We start from the raw sequence: 20,414 nt of genomic DNA on the forward strand, positions 1-20,414 counted from the left end.
GCCCGACCACGAGATGGCAACAACCGTTGCCGCACAACACTGGTCGACGCGCGTGTGACTCGTGAGGTCTGCGTGAGAAGCCGAGCGACAGAGGTGTCGTCGGTGACGGCACGGCCGCGGGACGTCAGATGCCCGCGGGGGCCGGTTCAGATGAGGGGGATCGATGGACAGCGTGAGTGGAGAATTGCGAGAGCCTCCTGGGGTGGTGCGCCGTGCCGAAGGTCACGACCGCGGGCTTCTACCGGACAATGTTGTCCGGTATAGGATCGAAGTGTGACCCAGGACACGTCAAAAGTCAACAGGGGGCCCGCCGCCGGCGCCGAGAACCGCGCGCGGCTGCTCGCCGCGGCGCGAATCGTGTTCGCCGAACGCGGCTACGCTGCACCGTTGTCCGCCGTCGCCAAGGAGGCCGGCGTCGGCCAGGCCGTGCTGTATCGACACTTCCCCACCAAGCTCGACCTGGCCTATGCGGTGTTCAACGAACACTGGGACGACTACGAGCGGATCGCCGCGAACCCCGGACCCGACGCGTTCCCCCAGATGTGGTCACTGATCATCGAGCACACCATCAACAACGTCGCGTTCATCGAGATGGTCGCCGAGTCCCAGCGGAACAAGACCGGCACGAACACCTGGAAGCGGTTACGTGACGTACTCGAGGGCGCGTTGAAGGTCTCGCAGGCGGCGGGCACGGTGGACCCCGGCCTGACGGTGCGCGACGTCATGCTGGCCCACCGCATGGTCTACGGGATCGTGGCGACGGCGGTCGACCATTCCCGCCTGCGCGCCGATGTGATCCGGGCTCTGGCGGTCGCGGGCCTGATGCCCGACCTCGAGCCGAACAAGGCCGACTAGCGCCGAACAGGGCCGAACAGGTGAGCCGCTCCTAGGTGACAGGCCTCAGGTGGCGAACAGGCGCGGCGCGTACTGCTCGTGCCTCATCCCCCACACCTCGAGATCGATCGCATTGCCGGTCATCCCCGACAGCGAGGTCGCCAGCACCACCTCCACCGAGTCCACCAGCTCCGGCGTGGCCTCGACCAGGGCCCGCTGCGCACTCATCGCCCCGAGTCTGCCCAGCCTGACCGACACGCTCAGCGCCGACGACAACCCGGACCGCAGCGTCCCCAGCACGGCGGTGGGCTGATCGATCCCCATCGCCGCCTGCAGTACTGCCTCGACCACCGCGATGTTGCCCGGGGTGCTCTCGGCGCGGACGGCATCGATGTACTGATCCACACCGATCTCCTGTGCACCGGTTTTCTTTGCACCACTGGTCAATCCGATGCGGCGTGCGGTGTCGGCCAGCCTGCGACCGGGATCCACCGAGGCGGTACGGGCATTCGCCGAGGTCTTGTACGCCGACAGCAGCCGGTCGAGTTCGATCAGTCGTGCGGTGTCGTCGGCGGCCCAGGCGTGTGCCCCGACGACGGCGTCGAGCGGTGCCAGCGATGCCAGGACGTAGTCGAGTGTCATGGCGATGATCGCTTGCGGACCGGCGTCGGGATGGGCGCGCAGCCAACTCTCCATGCCACTGCTGTGCACCATCCGGCCGGCCGGAAAGGCGCTGTCGTGCAGGGTCATCCACAACGCCTGTGCGGACAGGGATTCAGTGCGCGTGGTCATCGTGATGCGGCTGGGGGTGGGCGCCGTCATGGGAGTGGGAATGGTCATGGGCGTGCGAGTCGTCATGGGAGTGGTCATGGGAGTGGGCGTGATCGTGGGAGTGGCTGTGGTGATCGGCCGACGTGTTGGACCAGCCGTGGCGGGCGAGCGCGGCGGGTTCGACCCGTCCGGTGATCTCCAGGGACGCCACGATCTCCTCGGCGGCACCCACACTGGTCATCAGGGGTGTGGCGACGCGGTCTGCGGTGACATCGAGCGGGGCGTGCTGATTGCCGAGAAGGTAGCCGAGCAGCAGCATCCGGCGGGCGCCGTCGCTTCCCCCGTTGTCGGCGAAGTCGACGACGACCGCCGGCTCGGCGGTGCGCCGGACCACCACCACGAGGCGCCCGTCGTCGAACAGCACGGCACCGTCGGCGAGGAAGGAACCGCGCGGCAGCCGGATACGCACCGAGTGTCCGGCATCGCTGCGGACGAGCTGCCGGTGTTTGCGGGCATCACCCCACCCGATGTCGACGTGGACGACACTGCGGCCGGCGAACTGCCGGTCGTCGATGTGCCCGAGGAGCCCCTCGACGTCGATCACGGTGTCGGCGGAGAACAGGTCGGTCATGGTCATTCCTCTCGGAGCAGGCGTTTCGGCGGCGGATTCATGTCCAGTAGGACCCGGCGGTGGGTGGCGACGAGATCGGCGAGCAGGCGACGCAGCGGTGGGGCGGTGTCGGCCAGCACCCGCACGATGACGCCGATCGACTCCGGCAGCACGCTGACCCCGCTCACCAGCGAACACCGCAGGAGCCGCTCGTGGATCTCGTCGTGCAGAGCGGTGACGTCGTGGCGCGGGGCGACGATCAGCCCGGTGGCGAGATAGTTCGCACCGATCAGCCGCTCCGGCGGACGGCGTTCGGCCGCGCCGACCCGGATCGCGTCGCAGGTGGCGATAACCCCGTCCACGCGCACCGTGGTGCGTGTGCTGACCGTGCGATACCGATACCGCTCGCCGTGGCCGATCCGGCCCGACGCGATCATCTCCCAGCCGACGAACACCCCCGTACCGTCCACCGCGACCTCGGTGTCCTGGGCGAATCGAGCATCGGCATGCGGGATGATCTCGCGCGGAACATATTCCAGGATTCCGCCGTCACGCACGGTGAACCGCTGGGCATGAGTGGCGCCGGAGCCGACATCGCCGTCGAACACCTGGGTGGCCGACTGCGACGTCATCAGCAGATGACCGCCGGAGCCGACGGTGACCTCGGTGCGCAACGTGTCGTCGGCGAAGATCCCGCCGGACGGACTCTGCACGCACAGGTAGGCCGAGCGCGGATCGGCATCGGCGTACAGCGGGGCGGTGACCCGCTGCGGGTAGGACTGCAGCAGGTGGGTGACGCGGGTCCGGCCGCGCCGGTCGGCGACGACGTCCACCTCCAGGGTCCCCTGGCGGGTCACACCGTGACCGCGTCGGTGCCGGCCGGGATCATGGCGCCCGAGATGATCTGATCCACAACGGCATCCACCCCCACCTGGTTTCGGAGGTCGGTGAACAGGGTGGGTTTGACGGGGCGGGCCACCGCACAGTCCGAACGCATCAGGTCGAGATCGGCCCCGACCATCGGGGCGAGGTCGATCTTGTTGACCACCAGCAGATCTGCCTGCAGCAGTCCGATCCCCTGCTTGCGCGGGATGTCGTCACCGGCCGCGGTGTCGATCACGAACACCCAGAAGTCCACCAGGTCACTGCTGAAGGTGGCGGCCAGGTTGTCACCGCCGGACTCGATGAGCACCACGTCGAGACCCGGGTAGCGGGCGGCGAGCCGGTCGACTGCAGCCAGGTTCACCGACGGGTCCTCTCGGATCGCGGTGTGCGGACATGCGCCGGTCTCCACCGCGATCACGCGTTCGGGGTCGATCAGTCCGCTGCGCCGAACACGTTGTGCGTCCTCGTCGGTGACGAGATCGTTGGTGATGACGGCGATGTCGATACCGCGGTCGCGCATCAACGGGACCAGCGACTCGACCAGACGGGTCTTGCCGGAGCCGACCGGGCCGCCGATACCGATGCGAATGGGGTCTGCAGTCATGATCTCTCCTACTTCAGGGTGTAGCGGCGGCCGAGCGGGACACTGGTCATCGGGGTACTGGTGCACAGTTGGCCGTCGACGATCACCCGATAGGTGTCGGGATCGATCGTGATCTCCGGCAGGTGCGCGTTGTGGAGGAAGTCCGCCTTGGACAGCCGGCGTGCCCCGGTGCAGCCGATCAGCGGCGTGGCCAGTCCCAGCCGCTCGCCGAGGCCGCCCTCCACCGCGGCGCGGGCGGCGAAGGTCACCGACACGTCGGCCGGGGTGCGGCCGTAGGCAGCCCACTGCGGCCGGTACTTCAACGGTTCACACGTCATCAGCGAGGCATTGGACTCCCCCATCACCGACCACGCCGGGAAGCCGCCCTTGAACACCACCTCGGGGCGGATCCCGAAGAACTTGGGCTCCCAGAGCACGATGTCGGCCAGCTTGCCGGGTTCCAGCGAACCCACCTCGTGATCGATACCGAACATGATGGCCGGATTGATGGTCAGCTTGGCGATGTAGCGCAGGATGCGCTGGTTGTCGGCGCCGGTGCCCACATCGTCGGGCAGCGCACCGCGCGTGGCCCGCATGTGTGAGGCCAACTGCCATGTGCGGGCGATGGTCTCACCGATCCGGCCCATTCCCTGGGAATCCGATCCCATCGCCGAGATGGCACCCAGATCGTGCAGGACGTCCTCGGCGGCGATGGTCTCGCGGCGGATGCGCGACTCGGCGAAGGCCACGTCCTCGGGAATCCGCGGGTTGAGATGGTGGCACACCATCACCATGTCGAGGTGCTCGTCGAAGGTGTTGAGCGTGTACGGGTTGGTCGGATTGGTCGACGACGGAAGACAATTGGGCTCGCCCACCACCTGCATGATGTCGGGGGCGTGACCGCCACCGGCGCCCTCGGCGTGGTAGGTGTGGATCGCCCGGCCGGCGATGGCACGCATCGTGTCCTCGTAGAACCCGGCCTCGTTGAGGGTGTCGCTGTGGATCTGCACCTGCAGGTCGAGTTCGTCACCGGCGTCGAGGGAGGCCCGGATCGCTGCCGGGGTGGCACCCCAGTCCTCGTGGATCTTGTAGCCGATCGCACCGGCCAGACCCTGCTCGATCAGCGGTGCGGTGGATGCCGCACTGCCGTTGGCCAGGAAGCCGAAGTTCATCGGGAAGGCTTCTGCCGCATGCAGCATCCGGGCCAGGTTGGTGGGTCCGGAACTGGTGATGCCGACGGTGACCGGGCCGAGACCTCCTCCGATCATCGTGGTGATCCCGCTGGAGATCGCCTCCTCGACCAGTCCGGCGCTGTCGAAGTGCACGTGCACGTCGATCGCCCCGGCGGTGGCGATCATGCCCTCGCCGGAACGGATGTCGGTACCGGCACCGATGACCAGTTCGGGGTCGACGCCGTCCTGGGTGGCCGGGTTGCCGGCCTTGCCCACCCCGGCGATCCGGCCGTCCTTGATCCCGATGTCGGCCTTGCGGATTCCGAGGACCGCGTCGATGATCACCACGTTGGTGATGACGAAGTCGAGGGCGCCGTCGGCATTGGTGACGGCGTTGTCGACGGCCATCCCCTCCCGCATCGTCTTGCCGCCGCCGAACACCGACTCGTCCCCGTAGACGGTGGCGTCGGCGTCGATGCGGGCCAGCAACTCGGTGTCGGCCAGGCGAATCCGGTCGCCGGTGGTGGGACCGAAGAGTTCGGCGTAGTGCTTACGCGTCAGGCGCTGTGCCATCGGCTTCTCCTAACGTGTCGTCGCTCGCCCCGGTGCGGTCGAGAAAGCCGTTCGCGTGCAGCCGTTCCATCACCTCGGGCCCGGGGGCGCCGACGGTGCCGGCGTTGGTCATGTCGTTGAGTCCGGTGATGGTCCGGGTACCGCCGAATGTGACCAGTTCGACGTCGTGGTCGGCGCCCGGTTCGAATCGGATCGCCGTGCCCGACGGGATGTCCAGCCGCATCCCGAAGGCGGCACGACGGTCGAAGCGCAACGCGCGGTTGGCCTCGAAGAAGTGGAAGTGCGAGCCCACCTGCACCGGCCGGTCACCGGTGTTGGTGACGGTGACCGAGCAGGTCGTACGCCCCGCGTTGATCACGATGTCCTCGTCGTCGAACAGGATCTCGCCGGGGGTGTGCCGATCCCCGGCGCGATCGGCGACGACGGTGCCCGTACCCGGGCGGATCGGGTCGTGCACGGTGACGAGTTTCTGTCCGTCGTCGAAGAATCCCTCGACCTGTACCGAGCCGATGAGGTCGGGTACGCCGGGCAGCACGTCGTCGTCGGTGAGCAGCGAGGCGCCCAGTGCTGCGGCCTCGGCCACCGACGCACCGCTGCGGGCGGCCTCGGCGACCTCGTCGGCGATCAGTGCCCGCGCCTCCGGATAGGTCAGGGCCAGACCACGATTGCGCCGGCGTCGCGCGAGTTCTGCGGCCAGGAACAGCAGCAGGCGGTCTTCGTCCTTGGGGGTCAGATGCACGTGATACTCCTCGGGTCAGATGGCCATGGCGTCGCGGACGGCGGCGGAGGCCGCGGTTCCGCCGGTTCCGGACGAGACCACCGAGCCCGACTGCATGACGTAATAGCGCTCGGCCGAACTCAACGCGAAACCCACGTGCTGCTCGACGAGCAGCGCGGCGAGTCGGTTGCCCGAGGTGAGTTGACCGATGGCCGCCTCGATCTCGGCGACCACATTGGGCTGGATGCCCTCGGTGGGTTCGTCCAGGATCAGCAGTCGGGGGTCGGTGAGCAATGCCCGCGCGATGGCCAGTTGCTGGCGCTGCCCGCCGGAGAGCAGTCCCGCACGGCGCGACATGATCTGGGTCAGTGCCGGGAACAGGTCGACGACCTCGTCGATGGCCGACTTGGGGCGGCGGTGACTCTCGGCCACGACGGTCAGGTTCTCGGCCGTGGTGAGCCCGCCGAACGACACCTGTCCCTGCGGGACATAGGCGATACCCCGGCGGATCCGCAGGTGCGGTCGCATCGTGGTGATGTCCTCACCGTCGAACTCGATGCGCCCGGAATGGGTCTTCACCAGTCCCAGGCAGGCCTTGAGCAGGGTGGTCTTACCGGCACCGTTGTGCCCCATCACCGCCGTCACCGAGTTCTCGCGAACGGTGAGATCGACGTCGGTCACGATCACGGTGCGGCCGTAGCCGGCGCTGACAGCTTTGAGATTCAACATGTTTCAGTCCTCTGTCCCGACATTCGAGGTGCCGAGGTAGACCTCTTGCACGCGGGGATCGTTCTGGACCTCGGCGACCGACCCCTCCGAGAGCACCTTTCCGGCGGCCATGACGGTGACCGAGGTGGCGTAGTTGCGCATGAACTCCATGTCGTGCTCGACCACCACCACGGTGCGTTCACCGCCGAGCCGGCGCAGCAGTTCGCCGGTCTCGACCCGCTCCTCGTGGTTCATCCCGGCGACCGGCTCGTCGAGGAGCAGCACCTTGGCGTCCTGCACCAGCAGCATCCCGATCTCCAGCCATTTCTTCTGACCGTGCGCGAGAATCCCTGCGGGACGGTCCCGATGGTGGGTGAGGCCGGTGGTCTCCAGTGCCTGCTCGACGATCTCGGGAATGCCGTGCCGTGCTCGCAGGCGATTCCAGAAACTGCGGCCCGCTCCCCCGGCGATGTCGAGATTCTGTGTCACCGTGAGGTTGTCGAAGACACTCGGTGTCTGGAAGGTGCGGCCCACCCCGGCACGGTTGATCTGGTGCGGTTTGAGTCCGAGCAGTTGCGTCCCGGACTTGGTGATGTCGCCGGTGGCGGGCACCAGCCCGGTGATGGCGTCGATCAGGGTGGTCTTGCCCGCCCCGTTGGGGCCGATCAGGAATCGGAGGTCACCCTGGAAGAGGGTGAGGTCGACGCCGTCGATGGCGCGGAAGCCGCCGAAGTCGACCACCAGGTCTCGGATCTCGAGATACTGCGATTCCATGCCGGCGTTACCGCCCGGCCGCGGGACCGAGTTGGGTTCGTGGGTGTGTGCTGTGGTCATCGGGCCGGCTCCTCGAGAGTGCTGGAATCGGTGGTGGCAGAACCGCGTACCGACTCGATATCGGTGGTGCCCTTGTCGTTCTGGCCACCGCCGGTGCGGCGTCGGATCAGGGCGGCGATCCCGGCGATACCGGCCGGGAAGAAGCCGATCACCGCGATGAACAGCAGGCCCTGCAGGTAGGTCCACGCCTGGGGGAACGAGTCCGACAGGTACGACTGTGCCCAGGCGACGCCCACGGCGCCGAGCAGCGGCCCGACCAGCGTGGTGCGTCCGCCGATGGCGACGCCGATCAGGAACGCGATCGACGGGACCACGCCCACATCGGTCGGCGAGATGATCCCGACGATGGGGACGAACATCGCCCCGGCCACCGAGGCGAACAGCGCCGACACCATGAACGCGACCACCTTGGCGTTCGCGGGATCGTAGCCCAGGAACCGGACCCGCTCCTCCTGGTCGCGGATGGCCACCAGGAGCTCGCCCCAACGGCTGCGCATCAGCTGGCGGACCGCGGCGAGGGCCAGCAGGACGAGGGCGGCGATGATGAAGAACAGCATCCGGCGGTTCACCGGATCGGCCAGGTCGTATCCGAAGAACGAGTTGAACCGGTTGATCCCGTTGCTGCCGCCCAGCGACTGTTCGCCCACGAGGTAGACCGCGAACGCGGCGGCGAGCGCCTGGCTGATGATGGCGAAGTAGGCGCCCTTCACCCGGCGTCGGAACATCATCAGGCCCAGCAGTCCGGCCACCGCGGTGGGGATCACGATGATCGCCAGGATGGTGAACAGGCCCGATTCGAACGGTGTCCAGAACCAGGGCACGGAGGCGGCCCCGGCGAAGCGCAGGAAGTCGGGGACGTCGCTACCGGCAAGTGAGGCGTCGGCGAGTTTGAGGTGCATCGCCATCATGTAGGCGCCGAGACCGAAGAACACGCCCTGTCCCAGGGTGAGCATTCCGCCTCTGCCCCAGGCCAGCCCGATACCGATGGCGACCAGGCCGAAGCACAGGAACTTGGCGAGCAGACCGAGGTTGTAGTCGGAGAGGGCGAGCGGGGCGACGACGAACAGCAGGAGCGCACCGAGGCCGAAGCCGGCCAGTGTCCGTACGGGTTGTGTGCCAAGGTTTCTCATGCGAGGCTCCTGGTCTTGACGGTGAACAGGCCCTGCGGACGTGCCTGCAGGAAGGCGATGACGACGAGGAAGACGAGGACCTTGGCCGTCGATGCGGTGGTGCCGAACTCGATGAACGAGTTGAGCAGACCCAGCGCGAAGGCGGCCACGACCGCACCCTTGATCTGGCCGAGTCCACCGATCACCACCACCAGGAAGGCGTCGACGATATAGCTCTGGCCCATCGTCGAACTGGTGGGTCCGATCAGGGTGAGGGCCACACCGGCGAGTCCGGCGAGTCCCGATCCGATCATGAAGGTACTCAGATCTGTTCGGCGCGAGGAGATGCCGGAGGTCTGCGCCAGCTGCCGGTTGTCGATCACCGCACGGATACGACGCCCCAGCGGGGTGGTCTGCATGGCGGCGATGACCGCGATGACGGCGACGATCGCGAGTGCCAGGATGAACAGTCGGGCCTTGGGGATCGCGGCGCCGAGCACCGAGATCTCACCGATCAGCCACGACGGTGGCGGGGTGCTCACCGCGGGTGCCCCGAAGATCTGGCGGGCCAGCTGCTGCATCACCAGTCCCACACCGAAGGTCACCAGCAGGGTGTCGAGCGGGCGGTCGTACATCCGGCGGATCAGCAGGATCTCCAGCAGGCCACCGATCAGCGCGCCCACCGCGGCACCCGCGAGCAGGGAGACGAACAGCGACAGCCCCGTCGACGACATCCCGCTGGAGATCACGTAGGCGGTGTAGGCGCCGGCCATCATGATCTCGCCGTGGGCCATGTTGATGACGCCCATCTGACCGAAGGTCAGGGACAGGCCCAGCGCGGCGAGCAACAGGATGGACCCGAGGCTGAGACCGATGAACAGTTGTCCGATCAGAGTATCCATGGCGTGGTCCTTGGTGACGTGAGAAGCCCGGCGAGACAGTGGGTTCGGCAGGTGTGAGTTCGAGAAGGGCGATGGTGTCGCATCACTGGTCTCCGATTCCGGTGGCCCAGGTGTAGGTGCCCAGGAACGGGTCGGGTTCGATCGGGGCGGGCGACTGCCACACCTGCTCGATGAGGCCGGAGCCGGCGACGCGTCCGATGCGTGCGGTCTTGGTGACGTGGTGGTTGTCGCCGTCGACGGTGACGAGCCCTTCGGGGGCGTCGTAGCTGACGCCGTCGGCGTTCGCGGTCACCGCGTCGGGGGTGAAGGCACCGGCCTTCTCCACCATCGCCTTCCACAGATGCACTGCGGTGTAGGCCGACTCCATGGGGTCGGAGGTGACCCGCGACGCACCGAACCGCTTCTTGAAGTCCGCCACGAAGGTGTTGTTGATCGGGGTGTCGAGGGATTGGTAGTAGTTCCAGGACGACAGCTGCCCGACGATGGACGCGGCGCCGATGCTCTTGACCTCTTCCTCGCCGACACACATCGACATCACCGGCATGCTCTCGGCGGTCAGTCCGACGTTGTTGTACTCACGGAAGAACGAGACCAGCGAATCACCGACGACCACGTTGAACACCGCGTCGGCACCCGAACCCCGGATCTTGTTGAGGATGGTCGCGAAATCGGTGGTGCCGAGCGGGGCATAGTCCTCCCCCTTGATCTCGATCCCATGTGCCTCTGCATATTTCCGGACGATCGCATTGGAGGTACGCGGGAAGACGTAGTCGCTGCCGACCAGGTACAACGAGCGCACACCCTGCTCGCGCAGGTAGTCCAGCGCCGGGATGATCTGCTGGTTGGTGGTCGCACCGGTGTAGTAGATGTTGGGCGAGCTCTCGAGGCCCTCGTACTGCTGGCCGTAGTACAGGAGCGCTCCGGTGTTCTCGAAGACCGGCAGCATCGCCTTGCGGCTGGCCGAAGTGTAGCCGCCGAAAACCGCTGCGACACAGTCGCTGCTGACCAGCTTCTGGGCTTTCTGCGCGAAGATCGTCGGATCGGATGCGCCGTCTTCGGAGATCTGGCGCAACTGCTTGCCGAGCACCCCTCCGTCGGCGTTGATCTCGGAGACGGCCATCGTGATCGCGTCGTGGATCACGGTCTCGCTGGCCGCCAGCCCACCGGTGAGTGAGTTGATCGATCCGATCGCGATCTCCGAACCGCTTGTGTCGAGACAGTTCACGCGTCCGAGGCTGCTCTCGCTGTCGGTGGCCTTGCGGCCGCAGCCCGAGAGCATCAGGCCGGTGATCACCGCGAGGATCGTCACGGCGAACAACGTCCGCCGTCGGGGTCCGGCGCCACGTGGAAGAGGCGGATACATCGGGGTTCTCCTGACTCAGGAACGTCCACCGGCGATCCGGGGACGGTGAGGGTGTGAGGCGTACGACGCTGTACGAACTGCATCGAATGTATGAATTCGGCAGTGGCACAGGCATCGGGTGAACTCCCCATCTTCACCGGCCGTCGTGTTACATCGAGGTTTCACGCCTCGGGTCGTCGCAGGTTGGGGCATCGCGAAACACGGGCGAAATGCGTGTACGCCACACTGAGTGTCCACTTTCCGACGGACCGAGGACGGGAGCACCATGCAGACCCTGGGCATCGGCGCATACCACGAGGTCATGCGCAGTTCGGCCGATCTGAACACCCGTGCCGACGAGTTGCTGATGGCGCTGGGTGAGCGGGTCAGATCGTCGGCGAGCGCGATCTGCCTGTGGGATCCACTGGCCGGGCGGCACATCACCCTCGCCAATCACCACTATCCGAATGCGGTGATGGCCCACTTCAACAGCTGGTTTGTCGACAACGACCCGTTGTTCAAGCAGATGGAGCGGGTGTCGTCGGGGGCTTTGCGGTGGCGCGACTTCCCGGACTATCGGCGATCGCATTCGGTGACCAATGTGTTCACCCCGGCCGGCTTCGACGAGGGGTTGTCGGTGCGTCTGGTGACCGCGGCCGGCGTCTATGCGGGCACCTTGCATGTGAACTCCGATGATCGGCGTTATCCCCGCGACAGTGACGTCGACGAGATCAATCGGCTGCGGTTCGGGGTGGCCTCGCTGCTCGACGTGACGACACGGCCGACGCTGGTCGCCGACTTCCTGGCCCCTGGTCAGCCCGCCTGGCTGGTCGACTCCGACGGTCGCTGCCGTGCGCTCCGCGACGATCACCTGCCGCTCGATCTGATCGATCCGACGCTGCTGGCGGTGATCAAGAACGTCGTCGGCGTGGACCGGCGTTTCCGGTGGTGCGACGACGCGGGCACCTGGTATCTGGTGCGGTTGATCCCGGCCACCCCGCGGCACAACGCCGCGCTGCCCACCGGGCTGGTGATGGTGACGCCCGAACCGCTGCCGTTCGGGCTCACCACCCGCGAGCTCGAGGTCACCACGTTTGTCGCCCGGGGCCTGACCACCCAGAGGATCGCCGAAACGCTGACGATCAGCGCGAAGACCGTCGGGCATCACATCGAACACATCCTCGGCAAGACCGGTGTCGACAATCGGGTGGCGCTCGCCGCACTGGCCAGCCAGCACGGACTGATCGCGGGACACCTCCTCGGCGACGGTTGAGGGCTGCCACCCCCTACGATTGCAGGCGTGATGCCCCGACCCGCTGCCGACGGATTCGTCGGCCGGTCGCGGCGTGATGTCCTGCGCTTGACCGGTCTCGGTGCGCTCGCACTCACGGCGACGGCCTGCGTGTCGACAGCCTGCGGGTCGACGGCGGAGCAACCGGCTGCGCCGAGCACTCCCCCGCCCGCGGGACAACGGTGGGGTGCCTTCATCCCGTCGGTGGTGCCGTCGGATTCCGGGCGGTCACCGATCACCCAGCTCACTGCCCTCGCCGGTTCTGCGCCCGCCTACCTGCACCGGTTCTGTGCGATCGGCGACGCCGTACCCACCGCCGATCTCGATGCCATCGCCGCGGCCGGCGCCACCCCACTGCTGACCTTGGAGCCGTGGCGACCCGACAGTGGTCTGGTGCAGCCGGAGTTCGCGTTGTCGAGGATCGCAGCGGGCGCATTCGACACCGAGCTGACCCGCTGGGGTCGGGGCCTCGCCGAGTGGGGAAAGCCGGTGTTGCTGCGCTTCGCCCAGGAGATGAACGGGACCTGGTATCCGTGGGCTGTCGGGGTCAACGGCACCACCGCCGCCGACTATCGTGCCGCGTTCGGCCGGGTGCGGTCGGTGATCACCGCACAGGGCGCCGCTCAGGTGCGGTTCGTCTGGGCGCCGAATGCGATCACCCTCGGCACCAACCCGTTTGCCGACGCATTTCCCGGCGCCGACCAGGTCGATGTACTCGGCTTGGACGGCTACAACTGGGGGGAGGCACCCGGCCATCACTGGCAGGCGGCCGGCGACCTGTTCACACCGAGTCTGGAAGCATTGCGCAGCCTCGACCGCGAGCATCCCATCCTGATCACCGAGGTCGCCTCCGCCGACGGCCCGACCCCCGATCAGAAGGCCGCATGGATCCGCGACTTCTTCGGCATCGTCCACTCCCAGCCTCGTGTCGAGGGTTTCGTCTGGTTCCAGACCGACAAGGAGCGCGACTGGCGGTTCAACTCGTCGTCGGCGAGCCTCGAAGCATTCCGAGCAGGTGTCGCCGCCCTGCGGTGAACTGCCATCATCCCTTTGATCCAATACTATTGCCCTGCTGTACATCTGGTCACAACTGGAGGTGAGCACCACCCAGCTTCGGCGACAGATGTTTCGACACAGTCTTGCTCAATCACCCAGTACTGCACGGTGGTTGAGCCGACGAGGAGCGTAGCGACGAGACGAGTCGAAACCTCAGACAGCCGAACTCGCCAACGCGACCACCACTGAAGTCGAGGTGGTCACCACCCGGCGCACGCTGCGGAGATTTCGACACGGGTCCTGCTCAATCACCCACGGGGTCCCCGTCTCAATCACCCACGCCCAGTTGATGGTTGAGCCGACGAGGAGCGAAGCGACGAGACGTGTCGAAACCTCAGACGGCCGAACTCGGAACGTAACCACAGCGAACGCAAGATCTGAATCAGCAAGCAGCGGTTGGTGGTTGAGCCGACGAGGAGCGAAGCGACAAGTCGTGTCGAAACCTCAGACAGCCGCACTCGGAATGTAACCACCACAACCCCAGACAGCTCAGAGCCCCATCCCTTCCAGGATCTCGACCAGTCGGGTCTCGATCGGCCCGACGGGGGTGATGACTTCCCGGATCGGGAGTCTCATCCCGGTGTCCTCTAGGTCGGGGTTCGGGGTGATGTCGATGGGTGGGTCGAACACCTTGATCACCAGGGCATCGTCGTCGATCATGACGAACCCGTCGTCGGTGGTGCTGTCGAGAGTCACCGTGGCGGACTGACCGGCCTCGGTACTGCTGGTGGTGGTGGTGGTGTCGGTGCCGTGGATTTCGGCGCGGACTTGTGCCAGGTGTGCCACATACTGTTGCCCGACATCCGGTAACCGGTTGACCTGTTTCTCGTTGTCCGGTTGGCCGGGTTTCGCATTCCGTTGCCACCAGGTGCGGCCCTCATCCGGACCCGACTCGACTTTCCCGGTGGTGTACTGGCCGGGGAGATCACCGACCATCCGATGATGGGTGGGACACGCCGGTGCCAACTCGATGATGTCGGTGCGGCCGCCGTCGGCGAAGTCGTTGACCGCGTGATGGATTTCGACGTGTGCCGCGGCCCGGTCACATCCGGGTGCCGAACAGTGATGCCCGTCGGGGGCGGAAAACAACATCAACCGTTGATGTTTCGTAGCTACCCGTTTCGCTTGCCCGAAATAGAGGGGGATCGCGGTGTGGCTTTTGAACACCGACAAATACATTTGGGCGTCGGCGGCGAGGTCGATCAGGTCTGGCATGGGGATGAGGGTTCCGGTCGCGGTGACGGCATACCCGGCTTCGCGGATCAGGTCGTTGACATCGGTTTTGACGATCAGTTGGATCGGGACACCCATGTTGGTTGTGCCGAGCATCCCGTCGGCGAGCACGGCGGTCAGCAGGGCGTTGACCGCATCATGGTTGCGTTGGGGTTGGGTACGCATGTCTTTGACCGAGGCCGCGTCCAAACCGTTGGGGTCGACGATCTCGGCGGTGCGACTGTCCCCGTTCAGGCCGTTCGGTGTGTCGGGGTTGTTGACGCCATGTTTGCCCCAAGCAGCGAAGAGTGTTTCGAGGCGGGCCCGCAGGATGGGGTCGACGTAGCCGGTCACTTTGGACATGCCGTCGGCGCCTTGTTTGCCGAGGGTGATTCCGCGTCGACGGTCCCGGTCTTTCTTCTCGATCAACTCGCCGTCGGGGTCGATGTGGGCGATGATGCGGGAGCCGCAGGTGCCGAGTGCGGATGCCCCGAATTCGGTGGCGTGTCCGGCGAGGGTGCGTTCGGCGGCGATCTTCTCGTCGTAGGCGGCGGCGAGGGGGATTTTCTTGAGCCAGGACAGGGCGATGTCGATGTGGGTGGTGCCGGCATCGCCGGAGGCGAACACTTTCGCGAGTTCAGGATATTCGGCCTGGGTGGGTTCGCCGGTCAGGGAGCGTTCGGGTTGGACGCGGTCCATCCGTTCCAAACGGGCTTTGCAGTTGGAGGCGTGGAGTTCGGTGTCCATGAATGCGAAGATGGTGCGGTAGCCACGGTCGCGGTGGATGTCTCGGTGGTTGATTTCGGTGATCACTCGGTCACTTTGGAAGGTCAACCGGTTCAACGATTTTTCGGTCGTTTTCGCGACGGTGATCAGGGTGTCGGCATCGCTGGTGGTGAGGTCGGCGGCGGCGAGTAGGTCCAACCCTTGTGTGATCAGAGCGACTGCTTGTGACACACGCGATTGAGGATCGTTTGTGTCGGTCATCGACGCTCACCCCCTGTCGCGTGAAGATTCTTTTATCATACAGGTGTTCGATGGTGTGTGCAATAGGTTTGGGGTGATGGGTTTTCGGAGTATGTTGCGGAGATTTCGACACGGGTCCTCGCTGCGCTCGGTCCCGGCTTAATCAGCAACGGACGTGTTGCTCAATCAGCTACGCCCAGTTGGTGGTTGAGCCGATGAGGAGCGTAGCGACGAGACGTGTCGAAACCTCAGACGGCCGGGCTCGTCGACGTGACCACCTCGGAGGTGGTCGCCACCCAGCGTGTGCTGCGGAGATTTCGACTCGGGTCCTCGCTGCGCTCGGTCCCGGCTCAATCACCAAACGCGGTTCCGGCTCAATCAGCAAGTAGCCGTTGGTGGTTGAGCCGATGAGGAGCGAAGCGACGAGACGTGTCGAAACCTCAGACGGCCGACGTCGGAACGCAACCACCTCGGGGGTGATCACCTCCCAGCCCACGCTGCGGAGATTTCGACACGGGTCCTCGCTACGCTCGGTCCCGGCTCAATCACCGACAAGGGCCCCGGCTCGATCACCAACGCCCAGTGCGTGATCGACACCAAGATCAGCAACTCACGCAGCGTCGTCGACTGGGCTCCCGATTCCACTGACTGTGCACTCGATGTGGTCAGCCGCCACCGTTGAGCATCTCCCGACACTCATCGGTGGTGTGGGTCTTGATGCACTCGGTCCATGCGGTCTGGTTGTCAGCCCACGGATGACGGGGCGTCTGGCCGACGTTCGGAACCCACACGTAGTTGTCGCACACAATCGCAGTACCGTTGGAATCGGTTGCTGTACGGCCGATATCGGCTCCGATACATGTGTCGCCGATCGACGGACCCACCGGCGTCTGCACTGGAGGTGTGGGATTCGGCGCCAGGTCTGGATCGCGTGACCAGGCAAGGGCATCGGTGTACTGCAGTCGCGCACAGTACGCGGTCGCGCCGTCGGCGAACACTGCGATCGAACCACGTGATGCGCACAGTGACCCTTCGGTGACGATTGGTAGCGGCGGGGTCGTCTCCACCGGCAGTTCGGTCGTGGCCGGCGTCGCGTACACCGTGACCGTCGACGTCGATGTCGGTGTGGAGCCGACCGTGACCGTGGAGTGGGGGCCGACGGCGGACGTCGACACCGACTCACCCGAATCAGCCTCGCACCCTGCGACGACCAGTGCGGCCGTGGCGAGTACGAGGACCGCGAGATGTCTTCTCATCACCGTTCCTCCGGTCCACCGAGTGTGATGGAGCCTACTCGTCGTCTCCGACACGCGGAGCCGACCGTTGCCCGGTAGCGTTGCCACACATCGGCCCGAGCCAGAGGAGAACCCGTTGACCACCCGCACCGTGCTCGTGATCGAGCCCGATCCGATCGCCACCCTCGATCGCTTCGACGCCTGGCTCACCGAACACGGCGTCACCGCCCACATCGTGCGACCGCACGCGGGTGATGCGGTGCCGACGATCGCCGACTATGCCGGCGTGATCGTGCTCGGTGGCCGGATGAGCGCGCACGACGCCGACGAGTACCCATGGCTGCTCGACATCTTCGCCCTCATCCGCGACGCCGCGGACCGTGCGACCCCGTCACTCGGCATCTGCCTGGGCGCCCAGCTGATCTCACAGGCACTCGGCGGCGAGGTACTGGTCGGCGCGGGCAGCTCCGAGGTCGGCGCGGTCACGATCCGGACCGTCGGTACCGACGACGATCCGCTGCTGCAGGGACTGGGCACGGAGCTCCTCGTCGCCGAGGACCACCGCGACATGATCAGCCGGCTCCCGGACGGCGCGACTCGTCTGGCCGGCTCGGACGACTACCAGAACCAGGTGTTCCGCGTCGGCGACGTCATGTGGGGCGTGCAGTTCCATCCGGAGGTGTCGGTCCCGGGATTCCGGGGCTGGATCGACGACGCGATCAGCGCGAACCCCACTGCAGCGCCCCGACTCGAGTCCACGATGGCCGCGTTCGAGGCCGCCGATCCGGTTATCCGGCAGACGGCTGCCGTGATCGCCGAACGTTTTGCGGGAGTGGTCAGGACGCGTGCAGATACAGGTTCCACTCAGCCGGAGACCTAGGCCACCGTCGAGTCTGATCGTCGAAATTGGTTCCCTCGGAGGATATCGGTGACGGTGTGCAGGGTGATTCAATGCACGTTGCCCTCGCGAAAGGTTCCGATCGATGACAACCCAGCACTGGCCGCCGACACCCCCTACGGGAGACGGTGACCAGTCGCCGACGCCATCCACGACGACGAAGAAGCCACTGCTCATCATCGGTGCCATCGTCGTCGCGATCCTGCTCATGTGCGGTGGCTGCGGGGTCGGCTCGTTGATCGGGAACACCTCTGACACCGCCGCGCCGGCGACCACCACGGTCACCAGTTTCAGGACCGTCACCGAAACGGCGACCCCGTCGACGAGTGCCCCGACCACCACAGCGACGCCGACGTCAACGTCGACCGCAACCACCGGGGTCCCCAACACCCCGGCCGAGGACACCACCGTCCCGCGCGGCCTGATCCCCCAGACCGGGACCCAAGACGAAACCACCGACAAGCCCGCCGCCGGCGGTGGCGGAAGTGTGTCCTACTCCAGTTGCGCCCAAGCGCGCGCCGCCGGAGCCGCGCCGCTGTATCGCGGCCAGCCCGGATACAGCTCGAGCCTCGATCGTGACGGAGACGGCGTCGCATGTGAGTGAGTGCTCACGTGGGTGGGGTGCTCACGTGCGTGGGGTGCTCACCTGAGTGGGCGCGCCGACGGTCGTGGGGTGCGGCCACCGGTGGATGCGTTTCGACTTCGGCTGTCTGAGGTTTCGACACGCCTCGTCGCTACGCTCCTCAACGGCTCAACCAGCAATGGCCCGTTGGTGATTGAGCCGGGACCAAGCATCGCGAGGACCCGTGTCGAAATCTCCGCAACTTCTGCCGGGTGGTGACCACCCCTGAGGTGGTCGCGCTGACGAGCCCGGCCGACTGAGGTTTCGACACGCCTCGTCGCTCCGCTCCTCAACGGCTCAACCTGAATCCACCGATCCAGATGGAAAACCTGGGCCCGAAACGGCGTGGGAAACACGAAATGCCCTGTCCGAGTGTGAGAATCAGACTTATCGAAGGTTCGACCCACACACAAAGAAAGGGCATCTCGCAGATGCGATCCTGCCACACCTTGCCGGTAAAGTCAGCATCATTCGATGACCGCAACCTGATCGGGCCGGCCGGGGTGGTACCGGTGATGCGTCTGGCCCAAACGTGTGGCCTGCAAGAACTCGGCGATCAGTGGTTGACCATCCCCACCGATACCGGGGCCAACGCCGGCCGGAAACTCTCAGCAATCGTGATGGGCATGGTGATGGGCGCCGACACCATCGACGGATTGTCGATCATCGGCCACGGCGGGATGGGCACGATCTACGGCCACACCCACGCCCCGTCGACGCTGGGCACGTTTCTGCGGGCTTCCACCCGCGGCACGGTCGCCCAGTACGAGGCGATCGCCACCCGCCTGTTGGCCGGCCTGATCGAACACACCCACCTCCTCAACCCTGCAGGTGAACGGGTACTGGTCGATCTCGACGACACCATCAACCAGTGTTACGGCCACCAGAAACAAGGCGCGAAATACGGCTACAGCGGGGTCCGTGGGATCAACGCCCTCATGGTGACGGCCACCACGGCCGATCGGGCCCCGATCATCCTCGGTCACCGCCTGCGGGGCGGGTCGTGTAACTCGGTGCGCGGAGCCGCCGACCTGTTGACCCGATCGTTGAACACCCTGCGTCGGGCGTGGCCGGCCGGACGAGAGGTGCCGGTGTTGGTTCGGGGTGATTCCGCGTTCTACTCCCACGACCTGGTCGCCGCAGCCCACCGGGCTGGGGCACAGGTGTCGTTGACGGTGCGGTTGTACAGCAACGTGACCACCGCGATCTCCACGATCGATGACTCGGCGTGGACCACGATCACCCTGGCCAACCCCACCCAGGTTGGTACAGACGGGCAGCTGGTGCGTACCGCCGAGGTGGCCGAGGTTCCCTTCGACGGGTTCGTCGGTAAACCGTCCACACCGGTCAAACCTGGGCGTACCCGGGCCCCGATTCCGGGTCGGTTGATCGTGCGGCGGGTCCTGGCCCTCAATCCTGATGGTGACTCGTTGTTCGATGTGTATCGTCACCATGCGTTCTTCACCACCGACATGACCACCGACAAAGTCGTCGCTGATCGTGTGCACCGTCATCACGCGATCATCGAGCAGGTCCATGCCGATCTGAAGGCCTCGGCGATGGCCCACATGCCCTCGGGGAAGTTCTCTGCCAACGCCGCGTGGTTGGCGTGTGCGGTGATGGCGTTCAACCTCACCCGGGCAGCGGCCACCGTGGCCGGTGGATCATTGATGCGTGCGACCACGACCACGATCCGGCGTGCGTTGATCGGGGTACCGGCGCGGATTTCGTCGTCGGCACGTCGTTTGTCGTTACATCTACCGGCTGGGTGGCCCTGGGAAGTGGAGTGGAATCGGTTGTATGCCAGTACTGTTCATTGAAATCCTGGTGTTTGACCTGACCATTCGGCCGTGTGTGGCCCTGATCTGAAACCTGGTGAAACAGGCCGACGTTGGAGATCGGCGGTACACACACGTGTCTTTATCGGGTTGGTATCGGGGTCAAGGGCTCCAACATCATTCATCCGACCGTTGAAACCCGATCGGTGGATTCAGGCTCAACCATCAATGACCCGTTGGTGATTGAGCCGGGACCGAGCATCGCGAGGACCCGTGTCGAAATCTCCGCAACTTCTGCCGGGTGGTGACCACCCC

20 protein-coding genes are annotated in these 20,414 nt (G+C 65.8%); 7 read left to right on the forward strand and 13 right to left on the reverse strand.

Features of this window, described 5'->3' with window-relative positions; all coding sequences use genetic code 11:
* Nucleotides 1-273: 273 nt before the first annotated feature.
* A complete protein-coding gene (locus tag Q9K23_RS08060; RefSeq protein WP_053777081.1) occupies nt 274-855 on the forward strand; it encodes a TetR/AcrR family transcriptional regulator in 582 nt (193 codons plus the stop codon).
* A gap of 45 nt (nt 856-900) precedes the next feature.
* Here the strand turns inward: Q9K23_RS08060 and Q9K23_RS08065 are convergent, their stop codons facing one another.
* The 11 genes from Q9K23_RS08065 to urtA form a co-directional block, all read right to left on the reverse strand.
* Nucleotides 901-1,626: an urease accessory UreF family protein gene (locus tag Q9K23_RS08065; protein WP_082365853.1), complete on the reverse strand. Its 726-nt coding sequence runs from the start codon at nt 1,624-1,626 to the stop codon at nt 901-903.
* On the reverse strand, nt 1,610-2,236 hold the full coding sequence (locus Q9K23_RS08070; protein WP_261977863.1) for an urease accessory protein UreE: 627 nt from the start codon (nt 2,234-2,236) through the stop codon (nt 1,610-1,612). The genes Q9K23_RS08065 and Q9K23_RS08070 overlap by 17 nt, the downstream gene beginning before the upstream one ends.
* Before the next feature lie 2 nt (nt 2,237-2,238).
* Entirely contained in the window at nt 2,239-3,072 is an 834-nt protein-coding gene (locus Q9K23_RS08075) for an urease accessory protein UreD (RefSeq protein ID WP_053777083.1), read from the reverse strand.
* Nucleotides 3,069-3,704, reverse strand: a complete 636-nt coding sequence (ureG, locus tag Q9K23_RS08080; protein WP_053777084.1) for an urease accessory protein UreG — start codon at nt 3,702-3,704, stop codon at nt 3,069-3,071. The genes Q9K23_RS08075 and ureG overlap by 4 nt, the downstream gene beginning before the upstream one ends.
* Before the next feature lie 8 nt (nt 3,705-3,712).
* Entirely contained in the window at nt 3,713-5,428 is a 1,716-nt protein-coding gene (gene ureC / locus Q9K23_RS08085) for an urease subunit alpha (RefSeq protein WP_053777085.1), read from the reverse strand.
* Nucleotides 5,406-6,167, reverse strand: coding sequence for an urease subunit beta (ureB, locus tag Q9K23_RS08090; protein ID WP_020791374.1), 762 nt, complete (start codon nt 6,165-6,167; stop codon nt 5,406-5,408). Before ureB ends, ureC begins: the two co-directional genes overlap by 23 nt.
* A gap of 15 nt (nt 6,168-6,182) precedes the next feature.
* Nucleotides 6,183-6,875, reverse strand: a complete 693-nt coding sequence (gene urtE / locus Q9K23_RS08095) for an urea ABC transporter ATP-binding subunit UrtE (RefSeq protein ID WP_020791373.1) — start codon at nt 6,873-6,875, stop codon at nt 6,183-6,185.
* 3 nt (nt 6,876-6,878) lie between these two features.
* Nucleotides 6,879-7,688 (reverse strand): urea ABC transporter ATP-binding protein UrtD, encoded by an 810-nt coding sequence (gene urtD, locus Q9K23_RS08100; protein ID WP_020791376.1) that lies wholly within the window; start codon nt 7,686-7,688, stop codon nt 6,879-6,881.
* Entirely contained in the window at nt 7,685-8,818 is a 1,134-nt protein-coding gene (gene urtC / locus Q9K23_RS08105; RefSeq protein ID WP_020791378.1) for an urea ABC transporter permease subunit UrtC, read from the reverse strand. The genes urtD and urtC overlap by 4 nt, the downstream gene beginning before the upstream one ends.
* The gene (gene urtB, locus Q9K23_RS08110) at nt 8,815-9,699 is read right to left on the reverse strand and encodes an urea ABC transporter permease subunit UrtB (protein WP_020791380.1); all 885 of its coding nucleotides are present in this window, start codon (nt 9,697-9,699) and stop codon (nt 8,815-8,817) included. Before urtB ends, urtC begins: the two co-directional genes overlap by 4 nt.
* 82 nt (nt 9,700-9,781) lie before the next feature.
* Nucleotides 9,782-10,978 (reverse strand): urea ABC transporter substrate-binding protein, encoded by a 1,197-nt coding sequence (gene urtA / locus Q9K23_RS08115; protein ID WP_053777093.1) that lies wholly within the window; start codon nt 10,976-10,978, stop codon nt 9,782-9,784.
* Between the two features lie 349 nt (nt 10,979-11,327).
* Between urtA and Q9K23_RS08120 the strand changes: the two genes are divergently transcribed.
* Together Q9K23_RS08120 and Q9K23_RS08125 are read left to right on the forward strand one after the other, a co-directional pair.
* Nucleotides 11,328-12,314, forward strand: coding sequence for a LuxR C-terminal-related transcriptional regulator (locus Q9K23_RS08120; RefSeq protein WP_053777086.1), 987 nt, complete (start codon nt 11,328-11,330; stop codon nt 12,312-12,314).
* Between the two features lie 30 nt (nt 12,315-12,344).
* Entirely contained in the window at nt 12,345-13,367 is a 1,023-nt protein-coding gene (locus Q9K23_RS08125) for a glycosyl hydrolase (RefSeq protein ID WP_020791372.1), read from the forward strand.
* Between the two features lie 510 nt (nt 13,368-13,877).
* Here the strand turns inward: Q9K23_RS08125 and Q9K23_RS08130 are convergent.
* Nucleotides 13,878-15,413: an HNH endonuclease signature motif containing protein gene (locus tag Q9K23_RS08130; protein WP_305950466.1), complete on the reverse strand. Its 1,536-nt coding sequence runs from the start codon at nt 15,411-15,413 to the stop codon at nt 13,878-13,880.
* Here Q9K23_RS08130 and Q9K23_RS08135 point away from each other — a divergent pair.
* Nucleotides 15,330-15,518: a hypothetical protein gene (locus Q9K23_RS08135; protein WP_261978102.1), complete on the forward strand. Its 189-nt coding sequence runs from the start codon at nt 15,330-15,332 to the stop codon at nt 15,516-15,518. The two genes, Q9K23_RS08130 and Q9K23_RS08135, sit on opposite strands and share 84 nt — an antisense overlap.
* 713 nt (nt 15,519-16,231) lie before the next feature.
* Here the strand turns inward: Q9K23_RS08135 and Q9K23_RS08140 are convergent.
* Nucleotides 16,232-16,822, reverse strand: a complete 591-nt coding sequence (locus Q9K23_RS08140) for a hypothetical protein (RefSeq protein WP_261978100.1) — start codon at nt 16,820-16,822, stop codon at nt 16,232-16,234.
* 115 nt (nt 16,823-16,937) lie between these two features.
* Here Q9K23_RS08140 and Q9K23_RS08145 point away from each other — a divergent pair, with 115 nt between their 5' ends.
* The 3 genes from Q9K23_RS08145 (at nt 16,938) to Q9K23_RS08155 (ending at nt 20,141) form a co-directional block, all read left to right on the forward strand.
* Complete coding sequence (locus tag Q9K23_RS08145) at nt 16,938-17,681, forward strand: type 1 glutamine amidotransferase (protein ID WP_020792757.1); 744 nt, start codon at nt 16,938-16,940, stop codon at nt 17,679-17,681.
* A 103-nt stretch (nt 17,682-17,784) separates the two neighbouring features.
* Nucleotides 17,785-18,303 carry an excalibur calcium-binding domain-containing protein gene (locus tag Q9K23_RS08150; RefSeq protein ID WP_020792758.1) on the forward strand — a complete coding sequence of 173 codons (519 nt, stop codon included), beginning with the start codon at nt 17,785-17,787 and terminating at the stop codon, nt 18,301-18,303.
* Nucleotides 18,304-18,752: 449 nt separating this feature from the next.
* Nucleotides 18,753-20,141 carry an IS1380 family transposase gene (locus tag Q9K23_RS08155; RefSeq protein WP_305950440.1) on the forward strand — a complete coding sequence of 463 codons (1,389 nt, stop codon included), beginning with the start codon at nt 18,753-18,755 and terminating at the stop codon, nt 20,139-20,141.
* Nucleotides 20,142-20,414: the final 273 nt, after the last annotated feature.

It is taken from the genome of Gordonia sp. NB41Y (assembly GCF_030718915.1).
In the GTDB taxonomy this organism is placed as follows: domain Bacteria; phylum Actinomycetota; class Actinomycetes; order Mycobacteriales; family Mycobacteriaceae; genus Gordonia; species Gordonia desulfuricans.